Below are 18,594 nucleotides of genomic sequence, written 5' to 3' on the forward strand. Positions count from 1 at the left end.
GCCTCATGACGATCTGAGGCCCGGCACGATCGCGGTTTTCAGTCAGTTCCCGAGGATGCCCGGCAGGCGCAGGCCCTTGTCCCGAGCGCAATCCAGCGCGATGTCGTAGCCCGCATCGGCGTGGCGCATGACGCCGGTGGCCGGGTCGTTCCACAGCACCCGCTCCAGCCGGCGGTCGGCATCGTCAGAGCCGTCGCAGCAGATCACCATGCCGGAGTGCTGGGAGAAGCCCATGCCGACGCCGCCGCCGTGGTGCAGCGAGACCCAGGTGGCGCCCGAGGCGGTGTTGAGCAGCGCGTTCAGCAGCGGCCAGTCGGAGACGGCGTCCGAGCCGTCCTGCATCGCTTCCGTCTCGCGGTTCGGCGAGGCGACCGAGCCACTGTCGAGATGGTCGCGGCCGATCACGATCGGGGCGGAAAGCTCGCCGTTGCGGACCATTTCGTTGAAGGCGAGGCCGAGCTTGTGGCGGTCGCCGAGACCGACCCAGCAGATGCGCGCCGGCAGGCCCTGGAAGGCGATGCGCTCCTTTGCCATGTCCAGCCAGTTGTGCAGGTGCTTGTTGTCGGGCAAGAGTTCCTTAACCTTGGCATCGGTCTTGTAGATGTCCTCCGGATTGCCGGACAGGGCCGCCCAGCGGAACGGACCGATGCCGCGGCAGAACAGCGGACGGATATAGGCCGGCACGAAGCCGGGGAAGGCAAACGCGTTCTCCAGTCCCTCGTCCTTGGCGACCTGGCGGATGTTGTTGCCGTAGTCGAGGGTGGGCACGCCGGCATCCCAGAAGGCGACCATGGCCTCGACATGGGTTTTCATCGAGGCGCGTGCCGCGGCCTCCACCGCCTTCGGATCGCTTTCGCGCCTGGCTTTCGCCTCCGCCACGGTCCATCCGATCGGCAGGTAGCCGTTCAACGGATCGTGCGCGGACGTCTGGTCGGTGACGATGTTGGGTCGCGGGCCGCCGGCCTTCATGCGGCGCACCAGTTCGGGGAAGATCTCGGCGGCGTTGCCGAGCAGGCCGACGGATTTGGCTTCGCCGGCCTTCGTCCAGCGGTCGATCATCGCCAGCGCCTCGTCCAGCGACGTCGCCTTCTCGTCGACGTAGCGGGTGCGCAGGCGGAAATCGATGCGGGTCTCGTCGCATTCCACCGCAAGGCAGCAGGCCCCGGCCATGACGGCGGCAAGCGGCTGCGCGCCGCCCATGCCGCCGAGGCCGGCGGTCAGGATCCACTTGCCCTTGAGATTGCCGTCATAATGCTGGCGACCGGCCTCGACAAACGTTTCGTAAGTGCCCTGCACGATGCCCTGGGTGCCGATATAGATCCACGAACCGGCCGTCATCTGGCCGTACATGGCAAGACCCTTCTTGTCCAGCTCGTTGAAGTGGTCCCAGGTCGCCCAATGCGGCACGAGGTTGGAATTGGCGATCAGAACGCGCGGCGCGTCCTTGTGCGTGCGGAAGACGCCGACCGGCTTGCCGGACTGGACGAGCAGGGTCTCGTCCTCGTTCAGGTCCTTCAGCGTCGCAACGATCCGGTCGAAATCGTCCCATGTGCGCGCCGCCCGGCCGATGCCGCCATAGACGACCAGCTCGTGCGGGTTTTCCGCCACGTCCGGGTCGAGATTGTTCATCAGCATCCGCAGCGGCGCCTCGGTCAGCCAGCTCCTGGCGTTCAGCTCGTTGCCCCGCGGGGCGCGCACGTCGCGAATGTTGTGTCGGGGATTGGTCATCGTTTCCTCCGGCTCAGGGTTTGAGGTCGGGCGCGATCCGTTCGATCCGTCCGAGAATGGCTTGAAGGTGGCCGCGAAGCCGTTCCGCCTTGCCCGCGTCGTAGGCGAAGGGCGGCGCTTCCGTCGCAAGATGGGTCGCCTGGGCCAGTTCCATCTGGATGGCGTGGACGCCCGTTTCCGGCTTTCCATAGTGCCGCGTCGTCCATCCGCCCTTGAACCGGCCGTTGAGGATCGCGGTGTAACCTTCCGCGTCCGTTGCGACTTCCGCGTCCGTTGCGACTTCCACGGCCGCCGCCTCGATCTCCGGCGCGCAGGTCCTGCCCATGTCGGTGCCGATGTTGAAGTCCGGCAACCTGCCATCGAAGAGGAAGGGAATGTGCGCGCGGATCGAGTGGCAATCATAGAGGATGGCGATGCCGTGGATGGCCTTCACCCGTTCGATCTCGGCCGCGAGCGCTGCGTGGTAGGGCGCGTGAAAGGCGCTGAGCCGCGCCGCGATGTCCTCGCTCGTCGGCGCCTCCCCCTCGTTCCAGATCGTGTTGCCGTCGAAGTCGGTCTCCGGCACGAGGCCGGTGGTGTTCTGGCCGGGATAGAGGCTCGCACCCGCCGGATCGCGGTTGGCGTCGATGACGTAGCGATGGAACGTGGCGCGGACGGTCGTGACGCCGTCGAGCAGGCCGTCATAGAGGTCGTGGATGTGCCAGTCGGTATCGGCGAGGATCTTGCCGGTGTCGTTGAGGCGCGCCCAAATGTCGGCGGGGACCTCCGTGCCGGTATGCGGGAAGCCGAGGATGACGGGGGAGCTACCCCGGCGGGTTTCGACGACGGGGGTGGTCATGCGGAAGTACCTTTGTCGAAGTGGCGGAGGGAAGCCCCCCTCATCCGGCCTGCGGCCACCTTCTCCCCGATGGGGAGAAGAGGGAACCGGCTGCCCTCATTTTTTCCAAAGCGCCCGCTCAACCTGCAGGACGGCGACTTCACGCTCAGCCGTTCCGGCAAGCTCCCTCTTCTCCCCAGCGGGGAGAAGGTGGCCCGAAGGGTCGGATGAGGGGAGCCTGGCGGCAAAACAGCAACCATCTCACCCCTCCAGTGCCGGCAGGATGCCGGCGGAGACGGCGCCGTTGAGCGCACCGGTCCTCACGAGGTCGCCCGCCGCCGCCAGATCGCCGGCCATGTAGCGGTCCACCTCCAGCGTCGGCACCACGGCCCGCAGCGCATCGATCGCCTTCTGCAGCTCCCGGCTCGTGGAAAGCGGCGCGCGGAATTCCACGCCCTGTGCCGCCGTGATCGCCTCGATGCCGATGATGGCAAACAGGTTCTCCGTCATCTGCAGCAGCCGCCGCGCGCCGTGGCAGGCCATGGAGACATGGTCCTCCTGGTTGGCAGAGGTGGGCGTGGAATCGACCGAGGCGGGGTGGGAAAGCTGCTTGTTCTCGCTCATCAGCGCAGCCGAGGTCACCTCGGCGATCATCAGGCCGGAATTGAGCCCGGGCTTCTTCGCCAGGAACGCCGGCAAGCCGTAGGAGAGGGCGGGGTCGACGAGGAGCGCGATGCGGCGCTGGGAGATCGCGCCGATCTCGCAGACGGCGAGCGCGATCTGGTCGGCGGCAAACGCGACCGGCTCGGCATGAAAGTTGCCGCCGGAGACGACCGAATTGTCCGACAGCACCAGCGGGTTGTCGGTCACCGCATTGGCCTCGATCTCCAGCGTGCGGGCGACAGAACGCAGCAGGTCAAGGCAGGCGCCGTCCACCTGCGGCTGGCAGCGGATGCAATAGGGGTCCTGCACGCGCTCGTCGTTGTCGATGTGGCTCTGGCGGATCGGCGAGCCGTCCAAGAGCGCGCGCAGGGCGGCGGCGGTGTCGATCTGGCCGCGGTGGCCGCGCAGGGTGTGGATGTCGGGATGGAACGGCGCGGACGAGCCCATCGCCGCATCCGTCGAAAGCGCGCCGGTGATCAGCGCCGCCTGCGAGGCGCGGTGGGCGCGGAAGAGGCCGGCGAGCGCCAGTGCGGTGGAGGCCTGCGTGCCGTTGATCAGCGCAAGCCCCTCCTTGGCCGCGAGTTCCACCGGGGTCAGGCCGGCTGCGGCCAGTGCTGCCGCGCCCTCCATCCGCTGGCCGTCGAAGAAGGCCTCGCCGTGGCCCATCATCACGGCTGCCATGTGCGCCAGCGGCGCAAGATCGCCCGAGGCGCCGACCGAACCTTTCTCGGGAATGACCGGGATGACGCCCTTGTCCTGCATCGCCTCGATCAGCCGGACGATCTCGATGCGCACGCCCGAAGCGCCGCGCCCGAGCGAGACGAGCTTCAGCGCCATGACCAGCCGGACGATGTTTTCCGGCAGCGGCGCGCCGACGCCGCAGCAATGCGACAGGATCAGGTTGCGCTGCAGCGTCGCGACGTCGGCGGCGTCGATCTTGATCGAGGCGAGTTTGCCGAAGCCGGTGTTGATGCCGTAGACCGGTGCATTGCCGGCGGCGATCTCGGCGATGCGGGCGGCGGCCTTTTCGATCCCGGCGTCGAAGGCGGCATCGAGGCGGGCTGGCTCGCCCGTCCAGTAGATGGTCTCGAGATCCTTCAGCGGCACGGAGCCGGGGTGCAGGATGATGGTCATTGCGTTCTCTCCGGTGCGGCGGAAGGGCCGCCATTCGATCTCAGCGGCCGCGATAGACGCGCCGGTAAAGCGGGTTGAAGCCCATGCGGTAGACGAGCTCGGCCGGCTGGCCGATGTCCCAGAGCGCGAAATCGGCCCGCTTGCCGGCCTCCAGCGTCCCGATCTCGTCAAGCAGTCCCAGTGCACGCGCTGCCTCGCGCGTGGTGCCGGCGAGGCATTCCTCGACCGTCATGCCGAACAGGGTGGCGGCCATGTTCATGGTCAAAAGCAGCGAGGTCAGCGGCGAGGTGCCGGGATTGTTGTCGGTGGCGATCGCCATCCGGACGCCGTGCTCGCGAAACAGCGCGATCGGCGGCTTCTTCGTCTCGCGGATGAAGTAGAAGGCGCCGGGCAGGATCGCCGCGACGGTGCCGGCCTGCGCCATGGCCTTCGCGCCCTCGGCGTCGGTATATTCGAGGTGGTCGGCCGAAAGCGCGCCGTAGGAGGCGGCAAGGGCTGCACCCGAGAGATTGGAAAGCTGGTCGGCATGCAGCTTCACCGGCAGCCCGAGCGCGCTCGCGGCATCGAAGACGCGGGCGATCTCCGCCGGCGAAAAGGCGATACCTTCGCAGAAGCCGTCGACGGCATCGGCCAGTCCCGCTTCGGCGATGGCCGGCAGCATGTCGGAGACGACCTTCTCGATGTAGCCGGGCTTGTCGCCCTTCATCTCCGGCGGCAGCGCATGCGCGCCGAGGAACGTCGTGCGCACGGTGACCTCGCGCAGCTCACCCAGGCGGCGCGCAGCGCGCAGCGCCTTTATCTCGTTGTCGCGGTCCAGCCCGTAGCCGGACTTGATCTCGACCGTGGTCACGCCTTCGCCGATCAGCGCGTCGAGCCGCGGCAGGCTCTCCTCGACCAGCCGGTCCTCGGAGGCCGCCCGCAACGCGCTGACGGACGAGACGATGCCGCCGCCGGCGCGCGCGATCTCCTCGTAGGACGCCCCTTCGAGGCGCATCTCGAATTCGTTGGCGCGGGTGCCGGCATGGACGAGATGGGTGTGGCAGTCGATCAGGCCGGGGGTGATCCAGCGCCCCTCGCAATCGACCGTCTCCGCCAGCCGCAGGGCCGCGGGAAGCTCCGCCTCGGGGCCGGCATAGGCGATCTGCCCGTCGCGCACGGCGATGGCGCCTCTTTCGACGATCCCCATGCCCGGAAGGGAGGGGGAAAAGGTTGCGAGCTTCGCGTTTCGCCACAGCTTCGCCGTGTCGCTGCCGTTCGCTGATGTCGTCTCTGCGGGCATCTGGGACATCGTTTCGCTCTTTCCTTGATACTGAATAATGTATATACATATTAATCATCACGCAAGGCCGATTTTGCGCCCCAGGATGGAGGACGATGCCGTGACAGCAATTTTCGCCGGGCAGGCGCTGCTGCCCGAGGGGTGGGCCAGCAATGTTCGCATGACGCTGAAGGACGGCCGGATCGCATCGGTCGAGAAAGACGTTGCGGCGGAACCGGCCGACGAGCGCCATGGCGCGATCGTGCCGGGGATGGCCAACCTCCACAGCCACGCCTTCCAGCGCGGGATGGCGGGCCTCGCCGAGACGCGCGGGCCGGGCGGCGACAGTTTCTGGAGTTGGCGCACCGTCATGTATCGCTTCGCGCTCTCCATGACCCCGGAGCAGGTCGAGGCGGTGGCCGCCCAGCTCTATGTCGAGATGCTGGAGGCCGGCTTCACCCGCGTCGGCGAGTTTCACTACCTGCACCACGATGCCGACGGCCGGCCCTATGCGGACATCGCCGAACTGGCGGCGCGCATCGTGGCCGCCGCGTCGGCGACCGGCATCGGCCTGACGCTGCTGCCGGTCTTCTACGCCCGTTCCGGCTTCGGCGGCGCCGATCCCGGCGAAGGCCAGCGCCGCTTCGTCAACGATCCCGAGGCCTATGCGCGCCTTCTGGCCCGTTGCCAGGACCTGACCGCCGCGCTGCCGGGCGGCATCACCGGCGTGGCGCCGCACAGCCTGCGGGCCGTCACCCCCGGGGAACTTGCCGCCGTCGTCGCGATGGCCGGCGACGCTCCCGTCCACATCCACATCGCCGAGCAGGTGAAAGAGGTGGAGGATTGCATCGCCTGGTCCGGCCGGCGGCCGGTGGAGTGGCTTCTGGACAATGCCCCGGTCGACGGCCGCTGGTGCCTGATCCACGCGACCCACATGAGCGACACGGAGACCGACCGGATGGCAGCGTCGGGCGCGATCGCCGGGCTGTGCCCCGTCACCGAGGCCAATCTCGGCGACGGGACGTTCCCCGCGATCCGCTTCGTCGCCGGTGGCGGCCGCTTCGGCATCGGCTCGGATTCGAACGTGCTGATCGGCCTTGGCGACGAATTGCGCCAGCTCGAATATTCCCAGCGCCTCCTGCATCGGGGCCGTAACATGATCGCCGCGCCCGGCGGCTCCACCGGCCGCGCCCTGTTCGACGGGGCGGTTGCCGGCGGTGCGGCCGCCCTCGGCGTCGCGACGGGGCTCGCAGCCGGCGCGCCGGCCGATTTCGTCAGCCTGCGTGCCCGCCACGACCTCGACCTGGCCGGCGACAGGCTGCTTGACGCGCTTGTGTTCTCCGGCGGCGCCTTCCCCGACACCGTCTGGGTGGCGGGGAAGAAGCTGGTTGAAAACGGCCGCCATGCCGCACGTGCGGCGATCGCAGACCGGTTCGCAAAAGCCATGCGGGCGCTTGCGGCATAGGCCCGTATGTGTCCGCCCGTTGCCTGCCGCCTGTCAGGCCGATGGGCTCGCCGGATCCGGCCTGCGCGACCGGAGCAGCCGCAGGCCGAGCAGCACCAGCGCGGCCAGCGTCGCAGCGTAGCCGATGATGGGCCAGGCGGTGTCGCCATCCAGCATCGTCACCGCCAGCGTTCCGACGATGCCGACGATCAGGCTCTGGATGCAGAAATAGAATGCGACCGCCGAGCCGGCGATATCATCGAACTGCGCCAGCGCGCCGTTGGCCGTCACCGAGACGGTCACGACGATCCCGATGCAGACGACCCACATCGGAACGATGAAGCTGACGAAGGACGGCGATCCGGAAAGCTCGCCGATGCCCAGAAGGGCCGCACCGCAAAGGATCAGAAGCATCCCGCGCGCCACGCATCCGGCGATGCCCCACCTGGCGACGAATGCCCTGGCGAACCGTGTCGTCGCGACCATGACGAGCGCGACGGTGGCGAACGCCAAGCTGAATCCGATCTCCGAATAGCCCGCGCGTCCGATGAGAACGCGGGGCGCCGTCGAAAAGAAGGTGAAGAAGGTGCCCATCCCGGCGCTGAACGCCATTGTGTAGACCCAGAAGGCCGGACTGGCGAAAATCGGCAGCACCGATCGACGGGGGGCCGCCCGGTCCGGCGCAACCGTTTCGTGCCACCGGATCCCGGCGTTCGCCATGGCGAGCAGCGCCAACGCAGCCAGCGTGACGAAGATCGCGCGCCAGCCGAAATACGCCCCGATCAGCGCTCCGGCGACGGGGCCGAGTGCGGGCACGAATGCCAGAACGGCGCCAAGGAGCCCGTAGATGACGACGCCTTCCGGCCGATCGGCGTAGACGTCCCGGACCGTCGCGAACGTTGCCACCATCGCCGCCGACGCACCGATCGCCTGGAGGATGCGGAAACCGACAAAGGCTGCGGCAGCAGACGACGTGGCCGCGCCGAGGGAGGCGACGATGAAGATCGCCGCGCCGGCAAGCAGGACCGGCCGCCGGCCGATGCGGTCCGAGATCGGCCCGAAGATCACCTGACCCAGGCCCAGCACCACCATGTAGAGGCTGAGCGTGAGCTGGATCACGGATGGCGTCGTGTCGAGGATGCCGGGCATCGCTGGAACGACGGGGAGATAGATATCCATCGCCAGAGAGGCGAGGATGTCGAAGGGTGCCATCAGCAGCAGCGCTGCCGGCAAGGTATAGGCCCACCTGGGGCGCGTGATAGTCATGACGAATCATCCGCTCGATTGGAGAAACCGGCGGCGTCTGCTCGTCAGCAATCGGATGAGACTGGCTTCACAGAACGCCGCAACGACAAGAATGTCGTTGCGGCCTATTTGTCTGCTGACTTGCCGGCTCCCATGCCGATGACCTCATGCCTGAAAAAGAAGGGTTCACCTCTATCTGATGCCCCCCGGCACCGCAAGACGCCTCGACGGCGCGCCGTTTTGCACCGCCGTGGTTGCAGGCCGGCCCAGAATCGTGATGCTTCGTTCGGTGGCCTCGCGCGGATACGATGGCCGGCGACGGCGTCGTCCGCCGTTGCGGTCGCCGGACATCTCACACCGAGCATGGCGCGCCCGAAGAATGCGGATGGAACAGGGGCATGGACAACACCACCGATCCTGCGCTGACGCCGAAGGAGCCGTCGCTGCACCGGCGTATCCTGGAGGACGTCGAGGGCCGGATCATGTCCGGCGAATGGCCGCCGGGGTATCGCATCCCCTTCGAGCATGAACTGACCGCGCAATACGGCTGCTCGCGCATGACCGTCAACAAGGCGCTGACGGAACTGGTCAAGCGCGGCCTGATCGAGCGCCGGCGCAAGTCGGGAAGTTTCGTCACCCGCCCGCATGCGCAGTCGGCGATCCTGGAGATCCACGACATCGAGGCGGAAGTGCGTTCGCTGGGCCTGCCGTATCGCTATCAGCGGCTTTCCCGTTCGGAGCGGACGGTGCGGGCGGCGGACCGCAAGCTGCTGGACCTGCCCGCCGGCGCCCGGGTCGTCGATCTCGTCGTGGTCCACCATGCCGGTGCGCGCCCCTTCTGCCTGGAGGAGCGCACGATCAGCCTTTCGGCGGTGCCGGAGGCGGCGGCGGAAGAATTCGAGCAGGCGCCGCCGGGGCAATGGCTGCTGAGCCAGGTGCCGTGGAGCGCTGCCGAGCATCGTATCCGCGCCGTGGCGGCCGACCGGCGCGTAGCCGACCTGCTGCACATCGCCGACGGCGCGGCCTGCCTCGTCATCGAGCGCCGGACCTGGAGCGGCGGCGCCTATGTGACGCATGTGCGGCTGACCTATCCGGGCGAAAGCCACGAACTGGTCGCGGAATTCGCGCCGAACCACCCCAAGGCCTGAGATGGCGGCCGGAGCGCTGCCGTGCCCGCCCGCCTCACTCGATCACGACGATCGAGGATTCCTTCTTCCAGCGGGCGCTGGAGGATGCGTATCCCGATCCGGCGGGGCCCGGGCGCGTCAGCGTGATGAAGTCGGTGCCCTTGCCCGTCTCGCCTTCTGTGCCGGTGTCGGTGATCGTCAGCGAGGCGCCGTCGCCGACAAGGCCCTCGATCTCGCCGCGCACCTCCGCGGCAATGCCGATCCGCCCCAGCGCTTCCAGGATCGGATCTGGCGCGCGTGCCGAGAACGATCCGGGCTCGGCGATGCCGAGGCGCTTGCGCGCCGGGGTCGAAAGCGCGTTGTCCATCGTCACCCCGAACCAGTCGAGGTCGTTGCCGCCGGCGGATGTGCGGGCGAGCAGGAAATGCGTGCCGAGTTCTGCGCTCTCCTCGCGGATCGTCACCGGCGCCTCCAGCAGGGTGACGAAGTCCTTGCGCACCGACAGCCGCCCGTTTGCCGGCAGGTCGCGGCCGGCCTTGCGGAAGACGGCGTCGATCAGGGCAGGGCTCGCCGTCCCGTCGGCGGTCATCCCTTCCGCGGTCTGGAAGGCCTTGATGGCGAAAGCGGTCTGCTGGCCCGCCACGCCATCGGCCGGGCCGGCGTCATGGCCGAGTTCGCCGAGCAGGGCCTGCAGGTCCTTCATCGTATCGCGCGGTGTTGCCCGCGTGATCAGGATGCGGACCGGGTCTCCGGCCGGCCGGTGCATCGGCTTTGCCTGCGCCGGCGGTGCGGCGACGCGCATCGCCACCTCGACGCTGTCGCCGGTCGGATCCGGCAGGGTCGGGACTGGGATCGCCAGGCTCGGGATCGTCGGACCCAGGATCGTCGGGCGCAGGGGGGCGTCGGAGAGCAGTTGCCCTTCCGGCTCGGCGCCTTCGGGCTGGAAGAGGGCAGGGTGCTCCACCCGGTGCGGGGCGACATCGGCGCTGTTGACGAGGACATGGCCGCCGCGCCGGGTCAGGCGATAGAGCATCCTGGCGAAGTCGTCCGGCATGCGCACGCAGCCGTGCGAGGCCGGATAGGCCGGCACGTGGCCGGATGCGTGCAGGGCGATCCCGGACCATGTCAGCCGCTGCATGAACGGCATCGGGGCGTCGTCGTAGATGTTGGAATGGTGCATGCGCTTCTTCTCCAGGATCGAGAAGATGCCGGTGGGGGTCGCATGCCCCTCCTTGCCGCTGGACACGTTCGAACTCGCGACGACGGTTTCGCCGTCATAGACCTTCAGCGTCTGCCGATCGCGCGAGACGATGATCTGCAACGGCCCCTCGATCGTTCCGGCAAGTGCCGTCGAGGAAAGGAGGGCGATGAGGCCGAACCCGGCTGCGAGGCGCAAAAGCATGTTTCCCGTCCCTGACGCAATACATGGGAAGGCGCCGAGGATAGGCCCTGGATTTTAAGGAATCCTTTTATGCCCGGCAGGGCTCGCTATCGGCGGTCCTTGCCGAAGGTGTAGCCCGTCTCCACGCTCTTCTTGCCGAACTTGTCGCGCAGCGTGTTGATGGCGGCCTCCGCGGCCGCCCGACGGCCGGCCTGCGGATCGACGAGGTCCGGCGGATCGGCGCGCTGCGGGTCGCACAGGTCGCTGACTCCGATGCCGATCAGGCGGAACTTCGTGCCGTCCGCCTCCTTCTTCAGAAGCTCCAGGCCGATCCGGAAGATCCGGTCGGCCAGCATGGTCGGATCCTCGAGCTTGCGGTTGCGGGTCCGGCCCTTGAAGTCCGCGGTCTTGAGCTTCAGCACCACGGTCTGGCCGGCGACGCCGGCCTTGCGCAGCCGCGCAGCCACCTGCTCGCTGAGCCGACGCAGATGGGTGACGAGGTCGCCATAGGCGGAGATGTCGTCGAAGAAGGTCGTTTCCGCGGAAACGCTCTTGGCGGCGTCGTTCGCATGCACCTCGCGGTCGTCCTGGCCGCGGGAGAGATGGTAGAGCCGCCGGCCCATGACGCCGTAGCGGCGCATCAGGTCGGTCTCCTCCATGGTCTGCAACTGGCCGATGTCGCGGATCCCGTCGCGCTCCAGCGTCTCGGCAAAGGCCTTGCCGACGCCCCAGATCAGCCGTACCGGCTTCGTCCTGAGGAACTCCAGCGCCTCGGCCTGTCCGATGACGGAGAACCCGCGCGGCTTCTGCAGGTCGGAGGCGACCTTGGCGAGGAACTTGCAGTAGGAGAGCCCGACCGAGATCGTGATCCCGATCTCGTGTTCGACGCGGCGGGCGAAACGGGCGAGCACGCGCGCCGGCGGGTCGTGATGCAGCCGTTCGGTGCCCTTCAGCTCCAGAAAGGCCTCGTCGATCGACAGCGGCTGCACCAGCGGCGTCAGGTCGTGCATCATGGTGCGTATCTGGCGGCCGACGGCCACGTATTTCTCCATGTCCGGCTTGATCACGACGGCCTGCGGACAGGCCTCCAGCGCCTTGAACATCGGCATCGCCGAGCGCACCCCGTGAATGCGGGCGATGTAGCAGGCGGTGGAGACGACGCCGCGCTTGCCGCCGCCGATGATCACCGGCTTGTCGGCGAGTTCCGGATTGTCGCGCTTCTCCACCGAGGCGTAGAAGGCGTCGCAATCAATATGGGCGAGCGTCAGCCGGTAGAGCTCGTCATGGTAGAGAAGGCGCGGGCTGCCGCATTGCCTGCAGCGGCGAATGCCCGCGGATTGCCCCGTCAGGCAGTCGCGGCAGAAACCCGGATGGCGCGTCTCGTCTGGCTGCATCTCTGGAACAAATATTGAACATTCGCAGATTAGCCTCTAAACTTGCGAGTCTCAAGCCCGTCCAGCGAGGAACGCATGGATAGCCGCGTCACATGCCGCACTGTCGCCGCACCGGCCCGCCGGTGCCGGACGGGTGCGTCATCGGCCGAGAGGGTTTTCGAAGTGGGCGCGGATCCGCTGTTCGGCATCGCGCCAGTCGCGCGCGGCGATGACGTGTTCGCCGGGATCCGGCGCCATGGCGAGAAACACCTGATTGGCCATCAGCCGCAAGAGAAGGGCATCCGGCGCGTGCTCGCGCACCGAATGGTGGTTGGAGGGGATGTCGTCGACGAAGGCGAGCGGCAGCGGGCGCCCGCCATGCAGCGCCCGGACCACCGGGCCCTTTGCCGTCTCCGTGGCGACCATCGGAAAATCCAGCCCGAAACGGTGGAGCAGCCGGCGGCGCACCTCGGCATGGCGCGGCGGCATCGCCGTCAGGAACACGATGTCGGCGTCCTTTCCGAGCGCTGCAAGCGTTTCAACCGCGCGTTCGGCGGGCTTCTGCCATTCGTCCTGGGTGGCGAAGAAATCCTCTTGCAGGGCCTTGATGGCCGCGTCCAGCGCGGCCTCGCCGGTGCGGCTGTCGATGATGTTGCCGTGCAGGCGGAACGAGCGCGGCAGCAGTTCGTGGCCGCGCGAGCGCAGGAAGGCATCGAGCGGCGAGAGATATTCCAGCACGACCTCGTCGACGTCGCAGACCAGGAGCGGCCGGTCGGCGAGCCGGACATGGTCGAGCGGGACCGTGCCGGGCGGCATGTCCGGCCGGGTGGTCATGACCATTCGCCCGCAGCACCCGGACCGGTCAGCAGCGCATGCGCCCGCACCACCCTTTCGGGCGTCGTCCCGGTCGCCTCGCAGAAGGCCATCAGCGTCGGCTCGTGGCCCATGAGGAAATCGAGCAGGCCGGAAAGGAAGCCACGGTCGCCGGCGGAGGCACGCAGGCCGGCCGGATCCATGCCGGTGAGCGACAGAAAACGGGACAGCAGTTCCGGTTCGCCGGCGAGCCAGGCAAGCACGGCGATCGCCGTCGTTTCGGCGTCCTGGACCGATGTATCTTTTTGGCTTTGCATGGCAATTTCCCGGAAAAGTTACCTTTTAGTCAACCAAATGCCGCTACTGTCGCGAGGTTCGCGCTGGGTGAAGTCGGTATTACGGCAACTTATATATCTCCAGAGGTGTTGCAAGGCTGGAGCGAGGGGCAGGGACACGTGATGCCGAAGCAGGTGATGATAGTCGAGGACAACGAGCTCAACATGAAGCTCTTCCGTGACCTCATCGAGGCCTCGGGCTACAGCACCATCCAGACCCGCAACGGCATGGAGGCGCTGGATCTCGCGCGCCGCTATCGCCCCGACCTGATCCTGATGGACATCCAGCTTCCGGAGGTCTCCGGGCTGGAGGTGACGAAATGGCTGAAGGAGGACGACGAACTGCACGTCATCCCCGTCATCGCCGTCACCGCCTTTGCCATGAAGGGCGACGAGGAGCGCATCCGCCAGGGCGGCTGCGAAGCCTACGTGTCCAAGCCGATATCGGTTCCGAAATTCATCGAGACCATCAAGACCTACCTGGGTGACGCATGAGGCTGGATTCCGACAGATGACCGCGCGCATCCTCGTCGTTGACGATATCCCCGCAAACGTGAAGCTCCTGGAAGCCCGGCTTCTGGCGGAGTACTTCGACGTCCTGACGGCGGACAACGGCTACGATGCGCTGGCGATCTGCGAGCGGACGCAGGTGGACCTCATCCTGCTCGACGTCATGATGCCGGGGATCGACGGCTTCGAGGTTTGCGAGCGGCTGAAGGAAAACCCGCGCACGGCGCATATCCCGGTCGTCATGGTGACGGCGCTGGACCAGCCCTCCGACCGGGTGCGGGGGCTGAAGGCCGGCGCCGACGATTTCCTCACCAAGCCCGTCAACGACCTGCAACTGATGTCGCGCGTCAAGAGCCTCGTCCGGCTGAAGACGCTGACCGACGAATTGCGCGTGCGGGCGGCCACGGCAGAAGCGATCGGCGTGGAGACGGGGCTGGGTGCCGCGATCGGCGACGAGCCGGGGGCTGTCCTGCTCGTCGACGGCCGAGCCAGTTCGCAGGAACGCATCGTCCGCGCGCTGAAGCCGATCGCCGACGTCACCTGCATGTCGGACCCGCAGGCGGCGCTGTTCGATGCCGCCGAGCATCCGTTCGAACTCGTCATCGTCAACGCCAATTTCAGCGACTCCGATCCGCTTCGCCTGTGCTCGCAGCTCCGCTCGCTGGAGCGGACGCGGTTCCTTCCGATCCTCCTGATCGCCGAGCAGGGCGACGACGACATGATCGTGCGCGCCCTCGATCTCGGCGTGACCGACTATCTGATGCGACCGGTCGATGCCAACGAGCTTCTGGCGCGCAGCCTGACGCAGATCCGGCGCAAGCGCTACAACGACCGCCTGCGCGCCAGCGTGAAGCAGACGATCGAACTCGCCGTCACCGACGGACTGACCGGGCTGCACAACCGGCGCTATCTCGACAGCCACCTGAAGCTGCTGATCGACCGCTCGGTGGCCCGGGGCCGGCAGATGTCGATCTGCATGACCGACATCGACCGCTTCAAGCTGATCAACGATACCTATGGCCACGACGTCGGCGACGCGGTCCTGCGCGAATTCGCCAACCGGCTGCGCACCGCCGTGCGCGGCGCCGATCTCGCCTGCCGCTATGGCGGCGAGGAATTCGTTCTGCTGATGCCCGATACGTCGGCGGAGACCGCGGCCGCCGTGGCCGAGCGTCTGCGCGTCACGATCGAGGAGGAGCCTTTCCGCCTTTCGGCGGGAGCGGCGCCGCTCAAGGTCACCGCCTCGATCGGCATCGCCTCGTTGCTGCCGCAGGGAGACGCGCCCGACACGCTGCTGAAGCGGGCGGACAACGCTCTCTACGAGGCCAAGCGCGCCGGCCGCAACCGCGTCGTCGCCGCCGCGGCCTGAAACGCACCCGGTCGTTTCAGCCCGGCCTACCGAATCGTGGCGACATCGACACAGTCTCCCTGTCTAATTCACTTATCCACAGATTTTCTGCGCTTCACTTGGGTGGAAAATGACACAGCGTCAATTTTCGAGGCGCCTGGCAATGCGCAAGTCTTGCCGGTTCGGCCGCTCCGGTCTGCCGTAAAATCAGTGTCGGATAGGCTACTTTTGGCAATTTATATTATTGTTCGGGTTTGATAATGTATTCAAGACCTTCTGGTGGCGAGGTAATTGGGGCTTACCTTACGTCAGGTCATCTCTGCCGGAAGTCATACATCCGCGGGTTGTTGAGTGGGGCACGCGGAACTGTTGCTGTAAAGAGCGTTTTCCTCGCCTGAATCCTCTCGGTGCGGGGAAACGATTTAACCATCGCGGCTGACACTGTTGCAGCAGCGCGCAAGAATTCATTGATTTTTTTCCAATTCCGCGCGATCTTTATGGAAAGGCGGGCGAAAAGTCCGCCGCGAGTTACCCCATGATGCTAGGTCCGCCGCATCTCCTGGGTCGTGGGGTTGGCCGGCTGGTGACGACATAAACGGAATCCTCGTGCCGTTGTCTTCCCCAGCCGGCCCCCGATCAGCGCCGCCTCCGCAAGGAGGCGGCGTTTCGCATTTCAGGGGCGGGCGTCGGCGGGATCCGTCCGTCGGGGGCCGTCGCCGTCCTGACGGAGGAACCGCGCGCAAAGAAAAAGGCGCGCCGCCGGAGCGAAGCGCCTTACGGAAAGTTCCGAAGCGACAAGGATTACTTGATCTTCGTTTCCTTGAACTCGACGTGCTTGCGCGCGACCGGGTCGTACTTCGTCTTGGTCATCTTTTCCGTCATCGTGCGGCTGTTCTTCGTCGTGACGTAGAAGAAGCCGGTGTCGGCCGTCGACAGCAGCTTGATCTTGATGGTGGTAGCCTTGGCCATGGTCGTCCTGCCTTTACAAAAACGAAGCCGTGGACGACCAGTCCGGTTCCACGGCATTGGAGCTTCAAATGTGGCGCGAAACTACGAATCCCGCCTGAAAAGTCAAGCCCGTTTTGGCCGAAACACCATGCGGGCGAGGGAAAGCGCGACATAAAGGCCGAAGAAGAAGGCGATCGACCAAGCAAAGCCGTCGTCGCCGGCGACGTCGATGGCGACGCCCACCACCTGCGGCCCCGCGACGGTCCCCACCGCATAGCAGAAGATGAAGGCGGCATTGGCGGCCGCGAGGTCGGCGCCGGTCAGTCGGGATCCGAGATGGCTGAGCCCGACCGTGTAGAGCCCGGAGACGCAGCCGCCCCAGAAGAGCAGCACCACCGCCATCAGCAGCCAGTTCTGCGACAGGAGCGGCAGCGAGGCCGCGCCGACCATGCCCACCAGCGCCATGATGGACAAAAGCCGCCGCCGGTCCTTCATATGGTCGGACAACAGCCCGAGCGGGATCTGGAACAGGAAATTGCCCACGCCCATCACGGTCAGCAGCAGCGCCGCCTGCGATTCGCTGAAGCCGGCGCGGGTGGCATAGACCGGAAACAGCGACAGGCCGCCGACCTGCACCGCGCCGAAGACGAAGACGGCGGCCGTCGCCGTCGGCACCAGCAGGATATAGCGCATGAAATGCATTTCCGGCTTCTCGTAGATGTCCGGACTCTCCTTGCGGGCGATCAGGATCGGCACGGCCGCAAGCAGGATGACGAGGGCGCCGACCGCGAAGGGAAGCGGACCATCGCTGCCGAGCAGCGAGAAGAGCAGGGGACCGTTGGCAAAGCCGAGCGCCAGAACAGTGGCATAGATGCCGAGCACGAGCCCTCGTCGTCGCGGCGGGGCGGCGGCGTTGATCCAGAATTCCGAGAGGATGAAGACCATCGTGGTCGCACCGTGAAAGACGATGCGCAGGGGAAACCAGAGCCAGAAATTCTGGATGTAGTAGAAGCCGAGCGAACTGCCGGCGGCAAGGACGATGGCGGCCACCATGACGGTGGAGGTGCTGAACCGGTGCGCCAGCCGCGCCGTGAACGGGGCGCAGAGCATGGAGGCGACGCCGGCCATGGCGGAGTTCAGCCCGATCAGCGTCGTCGGGATGCCGCGCTTCTCCATGATGATGCTGAGCAGCGGCAGGCCGAGGCCGATTGCGATGCCAACGGCGGCGATCGAGGCCATGGCGGCGATCAGCGAGCGCCAGTGAATGCTGTCGGGCGTGGAAGCACTCCCGGACTTGGGATCTGGCATGCGAGAATCCATCGCTCTAGAGTGTGTCCCTGACAAGTTTTCCACGACGGTGCAGGAAGAAGGCCGCCTGACCGCCGAACGGCAGCGACGGATCGTTCCGGAGGGCAATCTTCAGTTCCTCGAGGATGAAGACCGTGATCGCGGGCATATCGACTTTCAATGTCTGGAAGATGTCAATCCATTGCAGGTCGGAAAGCTCGTGGCTGTCCCGGGCCGCCCGGGGGTCGATCCCGACATCGTCGGTAAATAGGGCGAAAAAGCGGGTGTCGTAGCGGCGCGGCGGCCCGGGCGGGGTGACGGCGCGCGCGACGAAGCGCAATTGCGACAGGTCCGGCCGAAAGGGGGTGCCGCCCGCGCCGGGCGCTTCTGCCGCCGCACCGACCGCAAGGCCGGCTTCCTCGTAGAGCTCGCGCAGGGCGGCGACGCCGAGCCCGCGGAGCGTCGCGGCCCCGGTCCGCACCGGCGTGCGCAGCAGCAGTCGCTCGGTGGCGGCCGGATGGAGCGGGGCCTGCACCGGCACGCGCGAATCGGACGCATCGCGCCGCCCGCCGGGAAAGACGTAGACGTCGGGCATGAAGACGTGCCGGTTGCTGCGCTTGCCCACGAGCACGCGAAAGCGATCGTCCGACCGGTCGATGAGGAGGACCGATGCCGCATCCACCGGACGCAGCGGCCGCTGCCCGCTCATGCGTCGGCGTCGCGCGGCGGCAGGCCGTCTTCCGGCGCAGCCTCCTGGCCGCCGAAGCCGTGCATGCGCAATGCCCATTGCAGGCCGATGACGCCGCCCTTGACCGGCTGCATCAGCGCCAGCGCGCCGAGCAGCGTCACAGGCACCCAGATCGCCAGGTGCATCCAGGTGCTGAACGGCAGGATCAGGTCGGTCATCATGTAGCCGCCGAGCACGAGGTGGCCCACGATGGTGATGACGAGGTAGGGGGGAAGGTCGTCGGCGCGGTGATGATGCATTTCCTCGCCGCAGACCGAACAGGCATCGACCGGCTTGAGGAACGACTGGAACAGCCGGCCCTCGCCGCAGCGCGGGCAGCGGCAGAGCAGGCCGCGGCGGATGGAACGGCCGGTCGGCCGGTCCTCCGCATATACGGTGGCCGGTCCGGCCTGCTTCTGTTCGAATGTCGTCTGCATCGTCACAATCCTTGCTTCG

The 18,594-nt window shown here is 66.9% G+C and carries 17 protein-coding genes; 4 read left to right on the plus strand and 13 right to left on the minus strand.

Annotation, left to right across the window (positions count from 1 at the left end):
* Positions 1–42 precede the first annotated feature (42 nt).
* From hutU to hutI, 4 genes are all read right to left on the minus strand, one after another.
* On the minus strand, positions 43–1,728 hold the full coding sequence (hutU, locus tag OCK02_RS18810; protein WP_263814360.1) for a urocanate hydratase: 1,686 nt from the start codon (positions 1,726–1,728) through the stop codon (positions 43–45).
* A 13-nt stretch (positions 1,729–1,741) separates the two neighbouring features.
* Complete coding sequence (hutG, locus tag OCK02_RS18815; RefSeq protein ID WP_263814361.1) at positions 1,742–2,566, minus strand: N-formylglutamate deformylase; 825 nt, start codon at positions 2,564–2,566, stop codon at positions 1,742–1,744.
* A 240-nt stretch (positions 2,567–2,806) separates the two neighbouring features.
* Positions 2,807–4,342 (minus strand): histidine ammonia-lyase, encoded by a 1,536-nt coding sequence (hutH, locus tag OCK02_RS18820; protein ID WP_263814362.1) that lies wholly within the window; start codon positions 4,340–4,342, stop codon positions 2,807–2,809.
* 40 nt (positions 4,343–4,382) lie between these two features.
* Positions 4,383–5,621 carry an imidazolonepropionase gene (gene hutI / locus OCK02_RS18825; RefSeq protein WP_263814483.1) on the minus strand — a complete coding sequence of 413 codons (1,239 nt, stop codon included), beginning with the start codon at positions 5,619–5,621 and terminating at the stop codon, positions 4,383–4,385.
* 100 nt (positions 5,622–5,721) lie between these two features.
* Between hutI and OCK02_RS18830 the strand changes: the two genes are divergently transcribed.
* Positions 5,722–7,065, plus strand: coding sequence for a formimidoylglutamate deiminase (locus tag OCK02_RS18830; RefSeq protein WP_263814363.1), 1,344 nt, complete (start codon positions 5,722–5,724; stop codon positions 7,063–7,065).
* A 33-nt stretch (positions 7,066–7,098) separates the two neighbouring features.
* On the opposite strand, the gene floR is transcribed toward OCK02_RS18830, so the two are convergent.
* A complete protein-coding gene (gene floR / locus OCK02_RS18835; RefSeq protein WP_263814364.1) occupies positions 7,099–8,310 on the minus strand; it encodes a chloramphenicol/florfenicol efflux MFS transporter FloR in 1,212 nt (403 codons plus the stop codon).
* A 377-nt stretch (positions 8,311–8,687) separates the two neighbouring features.
* Between floR and hutC the strand changes: the two genes are divergently transcribed.
* On the plus strand, positions 8,688–9,437 hold the full coding sequence (gene hutC, locus OCK02_RS18840; RefSeq protein ID WP_263814365.1) for a histidine utilization repressor: 750 nt from the start codon (positions 8,688–8,690) through the stop codon (positions 9,435–9,437).
* Positions 9,438–9,471: 34 nt separating this feature from the next.
* Here hutC and OCK02_RS18845 read toward each other — a convergent pair whose 3' ends face one another.
* The 4 genes from OCK02_RS18845 to OCK02_RS18860 all read right to left on the minus strand — a co-directional run bounded on the left by OCK02_RS18845 (position 9,472) and on the right by OCK02_RS18860 (position 13,300).
* A complete protein-coding gene (locus OCK02_RS18845; RefSeq protein WP_263814366.1) occupies positions 9,472–10,818 on the minus strand; it encodes a L,D-transpeptidase family protein in 1,347 nt (448 codons plus the stop codon).
* 86 nt (positions 10,819–10,904) lie between these two features.
* Entirely contained in the window at positions 10,905–12,191 is a 1,287-nt protein-coding gene (locus tag OCK02_RS18850) for a DNA polymerase IV (RefSeq protein WP_263814367.1), read from the minus strand.
* A gap of 138 nt (positions 12,192–12,329) precedes the next feature.
* On the minus strand, positions 12,330–13,004 hold the full coding sequence (locus OCK02_RS18855) for a hypothetical protein (RefSeq protein ID WP_263814368.1): 675 nt from the start codon (positions 13,002–13,004) through the stop codon (positions 12,330–12,332).
* Positions 13,001–13,300: a DUF3572 domain-containing protein gene (locus tag OCK02_RS18860; protein WP_263814369.1), complete on the minus strand. Its 300-nt coding sequence runs from the start codon at positions 13,298–13,300 to the stop codon at positions 13,001–13,003. The genes OCK02_RS18855 and OCK02_RS18860 overlap by 4 nt, the downstream gene beginning before the upstream one ends.
* 141 nt (positions 13,301–13,441) lie before the next feature.
* On the opposite strand from OCK02_RS18860, the gene OCK02_RS18865 reads away from it, so the two are divergent.
* Positions 13,442–13,813, plus strand: coding sequence for a response regulator (locus tag OCK02_RS18865; RefSeq protein WP_097138872.1), 372 nt, complete (start codon positions 13,442–13,444; stop codon positions 13,811–13,813).
* A gap of 16 nt (positions 13,814–13,829) precedes the next feature.
* Positions 13,830–15,197 (plus strand): PleD family two-component system response regulator, encoded by a 1,368-nt coding sequence (locus OCK02_RS18870; RefSeq protein ID WP_263814370.1) that lies wholly within the window; start codon positions 13,830–13,832, stop codon positions 15,195–15,197.
* A 780-nt stretch (positions 15,198–15,977) separates the two neighbouring features.
* Here OCK02_RS18870 and rpmG read toward each other — a convergent pair.
* From rpmG to OCK02_RS18890, 4 genes are all read right to left on the minus strand, one after another.
* Positions 15,978–16,145: a 50S ribosomal protein L33 gene (gene rpmG / locus OCK02_RS18875; RefSeq protein WP_097138867.1), complete on the minus strand. Its 168-nt coding sequence runs from the start codon at positions 16,143–16,145 to the stop codon at positions 15,978–15,980.
* A gap of 102 nt (positions 16,146–16,247) precedes the next feature.
* Positions 16,248–17,432 carry an MFS transporter gene (locus OCK02_RS18880; RefSeq protein WP_263814371.1) on the minus strand — a complete coding sequence of 395 codons (1,185 nt, stop codon included), beginning with the start codon at positions 17,430–17,432 and terminating at the stop codon, positions 16,248–16,250.
* 16 nt (positions 17,433–17,448) lie between these two features.
* Positions 17,449–18,120 (minus strand): NUDIX hydrolase, encoded by a 672-nt coding sequence (locus OCK02_RS18885; protein WP_263814372.1) that lies wholly within the window; start codon positions 18,118–18,120, stop codon positions 17,449–17,451.
* The gene (locus OCK02_RS18890) at positions 18,117–18,575 is read right to left on the minus strand and encodes a DUF983 domain-containing protein (protein WP_263814373.1); all 459 of its coding nucleotides are present in this window, start codon (positions 18,573–18,575) and stop codon (positions 18,117–18,119) included. Before OCK02_RS18890 ends, OCK02_RS18885 begins: the two co-directional genes overlap by 4 nt.
* Positions 18,576–18,594 lie beyond the last annotated feature (19 nt).

It is taken from the genome of Rhizobium sp. TRM96647 (genome assembly GCF_025780115.1).
Taxonomy (GTDB): Bacteria; Pseudomonadota; Alphaproteobacteria; order Rhizobiales; family Rhizobiaceae; genus Mycoplana.

Bases quoted from the DNA above. Each gene is read 5' to 3' on its own strand.
- hutU (WP_263814360.1), bottom strand. From the start codon at position 1,728: ATGACCAATCCCCGACACAACATTCGCGACGTGCGCGCCCCGCGGGGC.
- hutG (WP_263814361.1), bottom strand. From the start codon at position 2,566: ATGACCACCCCCGTCGTCGAAACCCGCCGGGGTAGCTCCCCCGTCATC.
- hutH (WP_263814362.1), bottom strand. From the start codon at position 4,342: ATGACCATCATCCTGCACCCCGGCTCCGTGCCGCTGAAGGATCTCGAG.
- hutI (WP_263814483.1), bottom strand. From the start codon at position 5,621: ATGCCCGCAGAGACGACATCAGCGAACGGCAGCGACACGGCGAAGCTG.
- floR (WP_263814364.1), bottom strand. From the start codon at position 8,310: ATGACTATCACGCGCCCCAGGTGGGCCTATACCTTGCCGGCAGCGCTG.
- hutC (WP_263814365.1), top strand. From the start codon at position 8,688: ATGGACAACACCACCGATCCTGCGCTGACGCCGAAGGAGCCGTCGCTG.
- OCK02_RS18845 (WP_263814366.1), bottom strand. From the start codon at position 10,818: ATGCTTTTGCGCCTCGCAGCCGGGTTCGGCCTCATCGCCCTCCTTTCC.
- OCK02_RS18850 (WP_263814367.1), bottom strand. From the start codon at position 12,191: ATGCAGCCAGACGAGACGCGCCATCCGGGTTTCTGCCGCGACTGCCTG.
- OCK02_RS18855 (WP_263814368.1), bottom strand. From the start codon at position 13,004: ATGACCACCCGGCCGGACATGCCGCCCGGCACGGTCCCGCTCGACCAT.
- OCK02_RS18860 (WP_263814369.1), bottom strand. From the start codon at position 13,300: ATGCAAAGCCAAAAAGATACATCGGTCCAGGACGCCGAAACGACGGCG.
- OCK02_RS18865 (WP_097138872.1), top strand. From the start codon at position 13,442: ATGCCGAAGCAGGTGATGATAGTCGAGGACAACGAGCTCAACATGAAG.
- OCK02_RS18870 (WP_263814370.1), top strand. From the start codon at position 13,830: ATGACCGCGCGCATCCTCGTCGTTGACGATATCCCCGCAAACGTGAAG.
- rpmG (WP_097138867.1), bottom strand. From the start codon at position 16,145: ATGGCCAAGGCTACCACCATCAAGATCAAGCTGCTGTCGACGGCCGAC.
- OCK02_RS18880 (WP_263814371.1), bottom strand. From the start codon at position 17,432: ATGCCAGATCCCAAGTCCGGGAGTGCTTCCACGCCCGACAGCATTCAC.
- OCK02_RS18885 (WP_263814372.1), bottom strand. From the start codon at position 18,120: ATGAGCGGGCAGCGGCCGCTGCGTCCGGTGGATGCGGCATCGGTCCTC.
- OCK02_RS18890 (WP_263814373.1), bottom strand. From the start codon at position 18,575: ATGCAGACGACATTCGAACAGAAGCAGGCCGGACCGGCCACCGTATAT.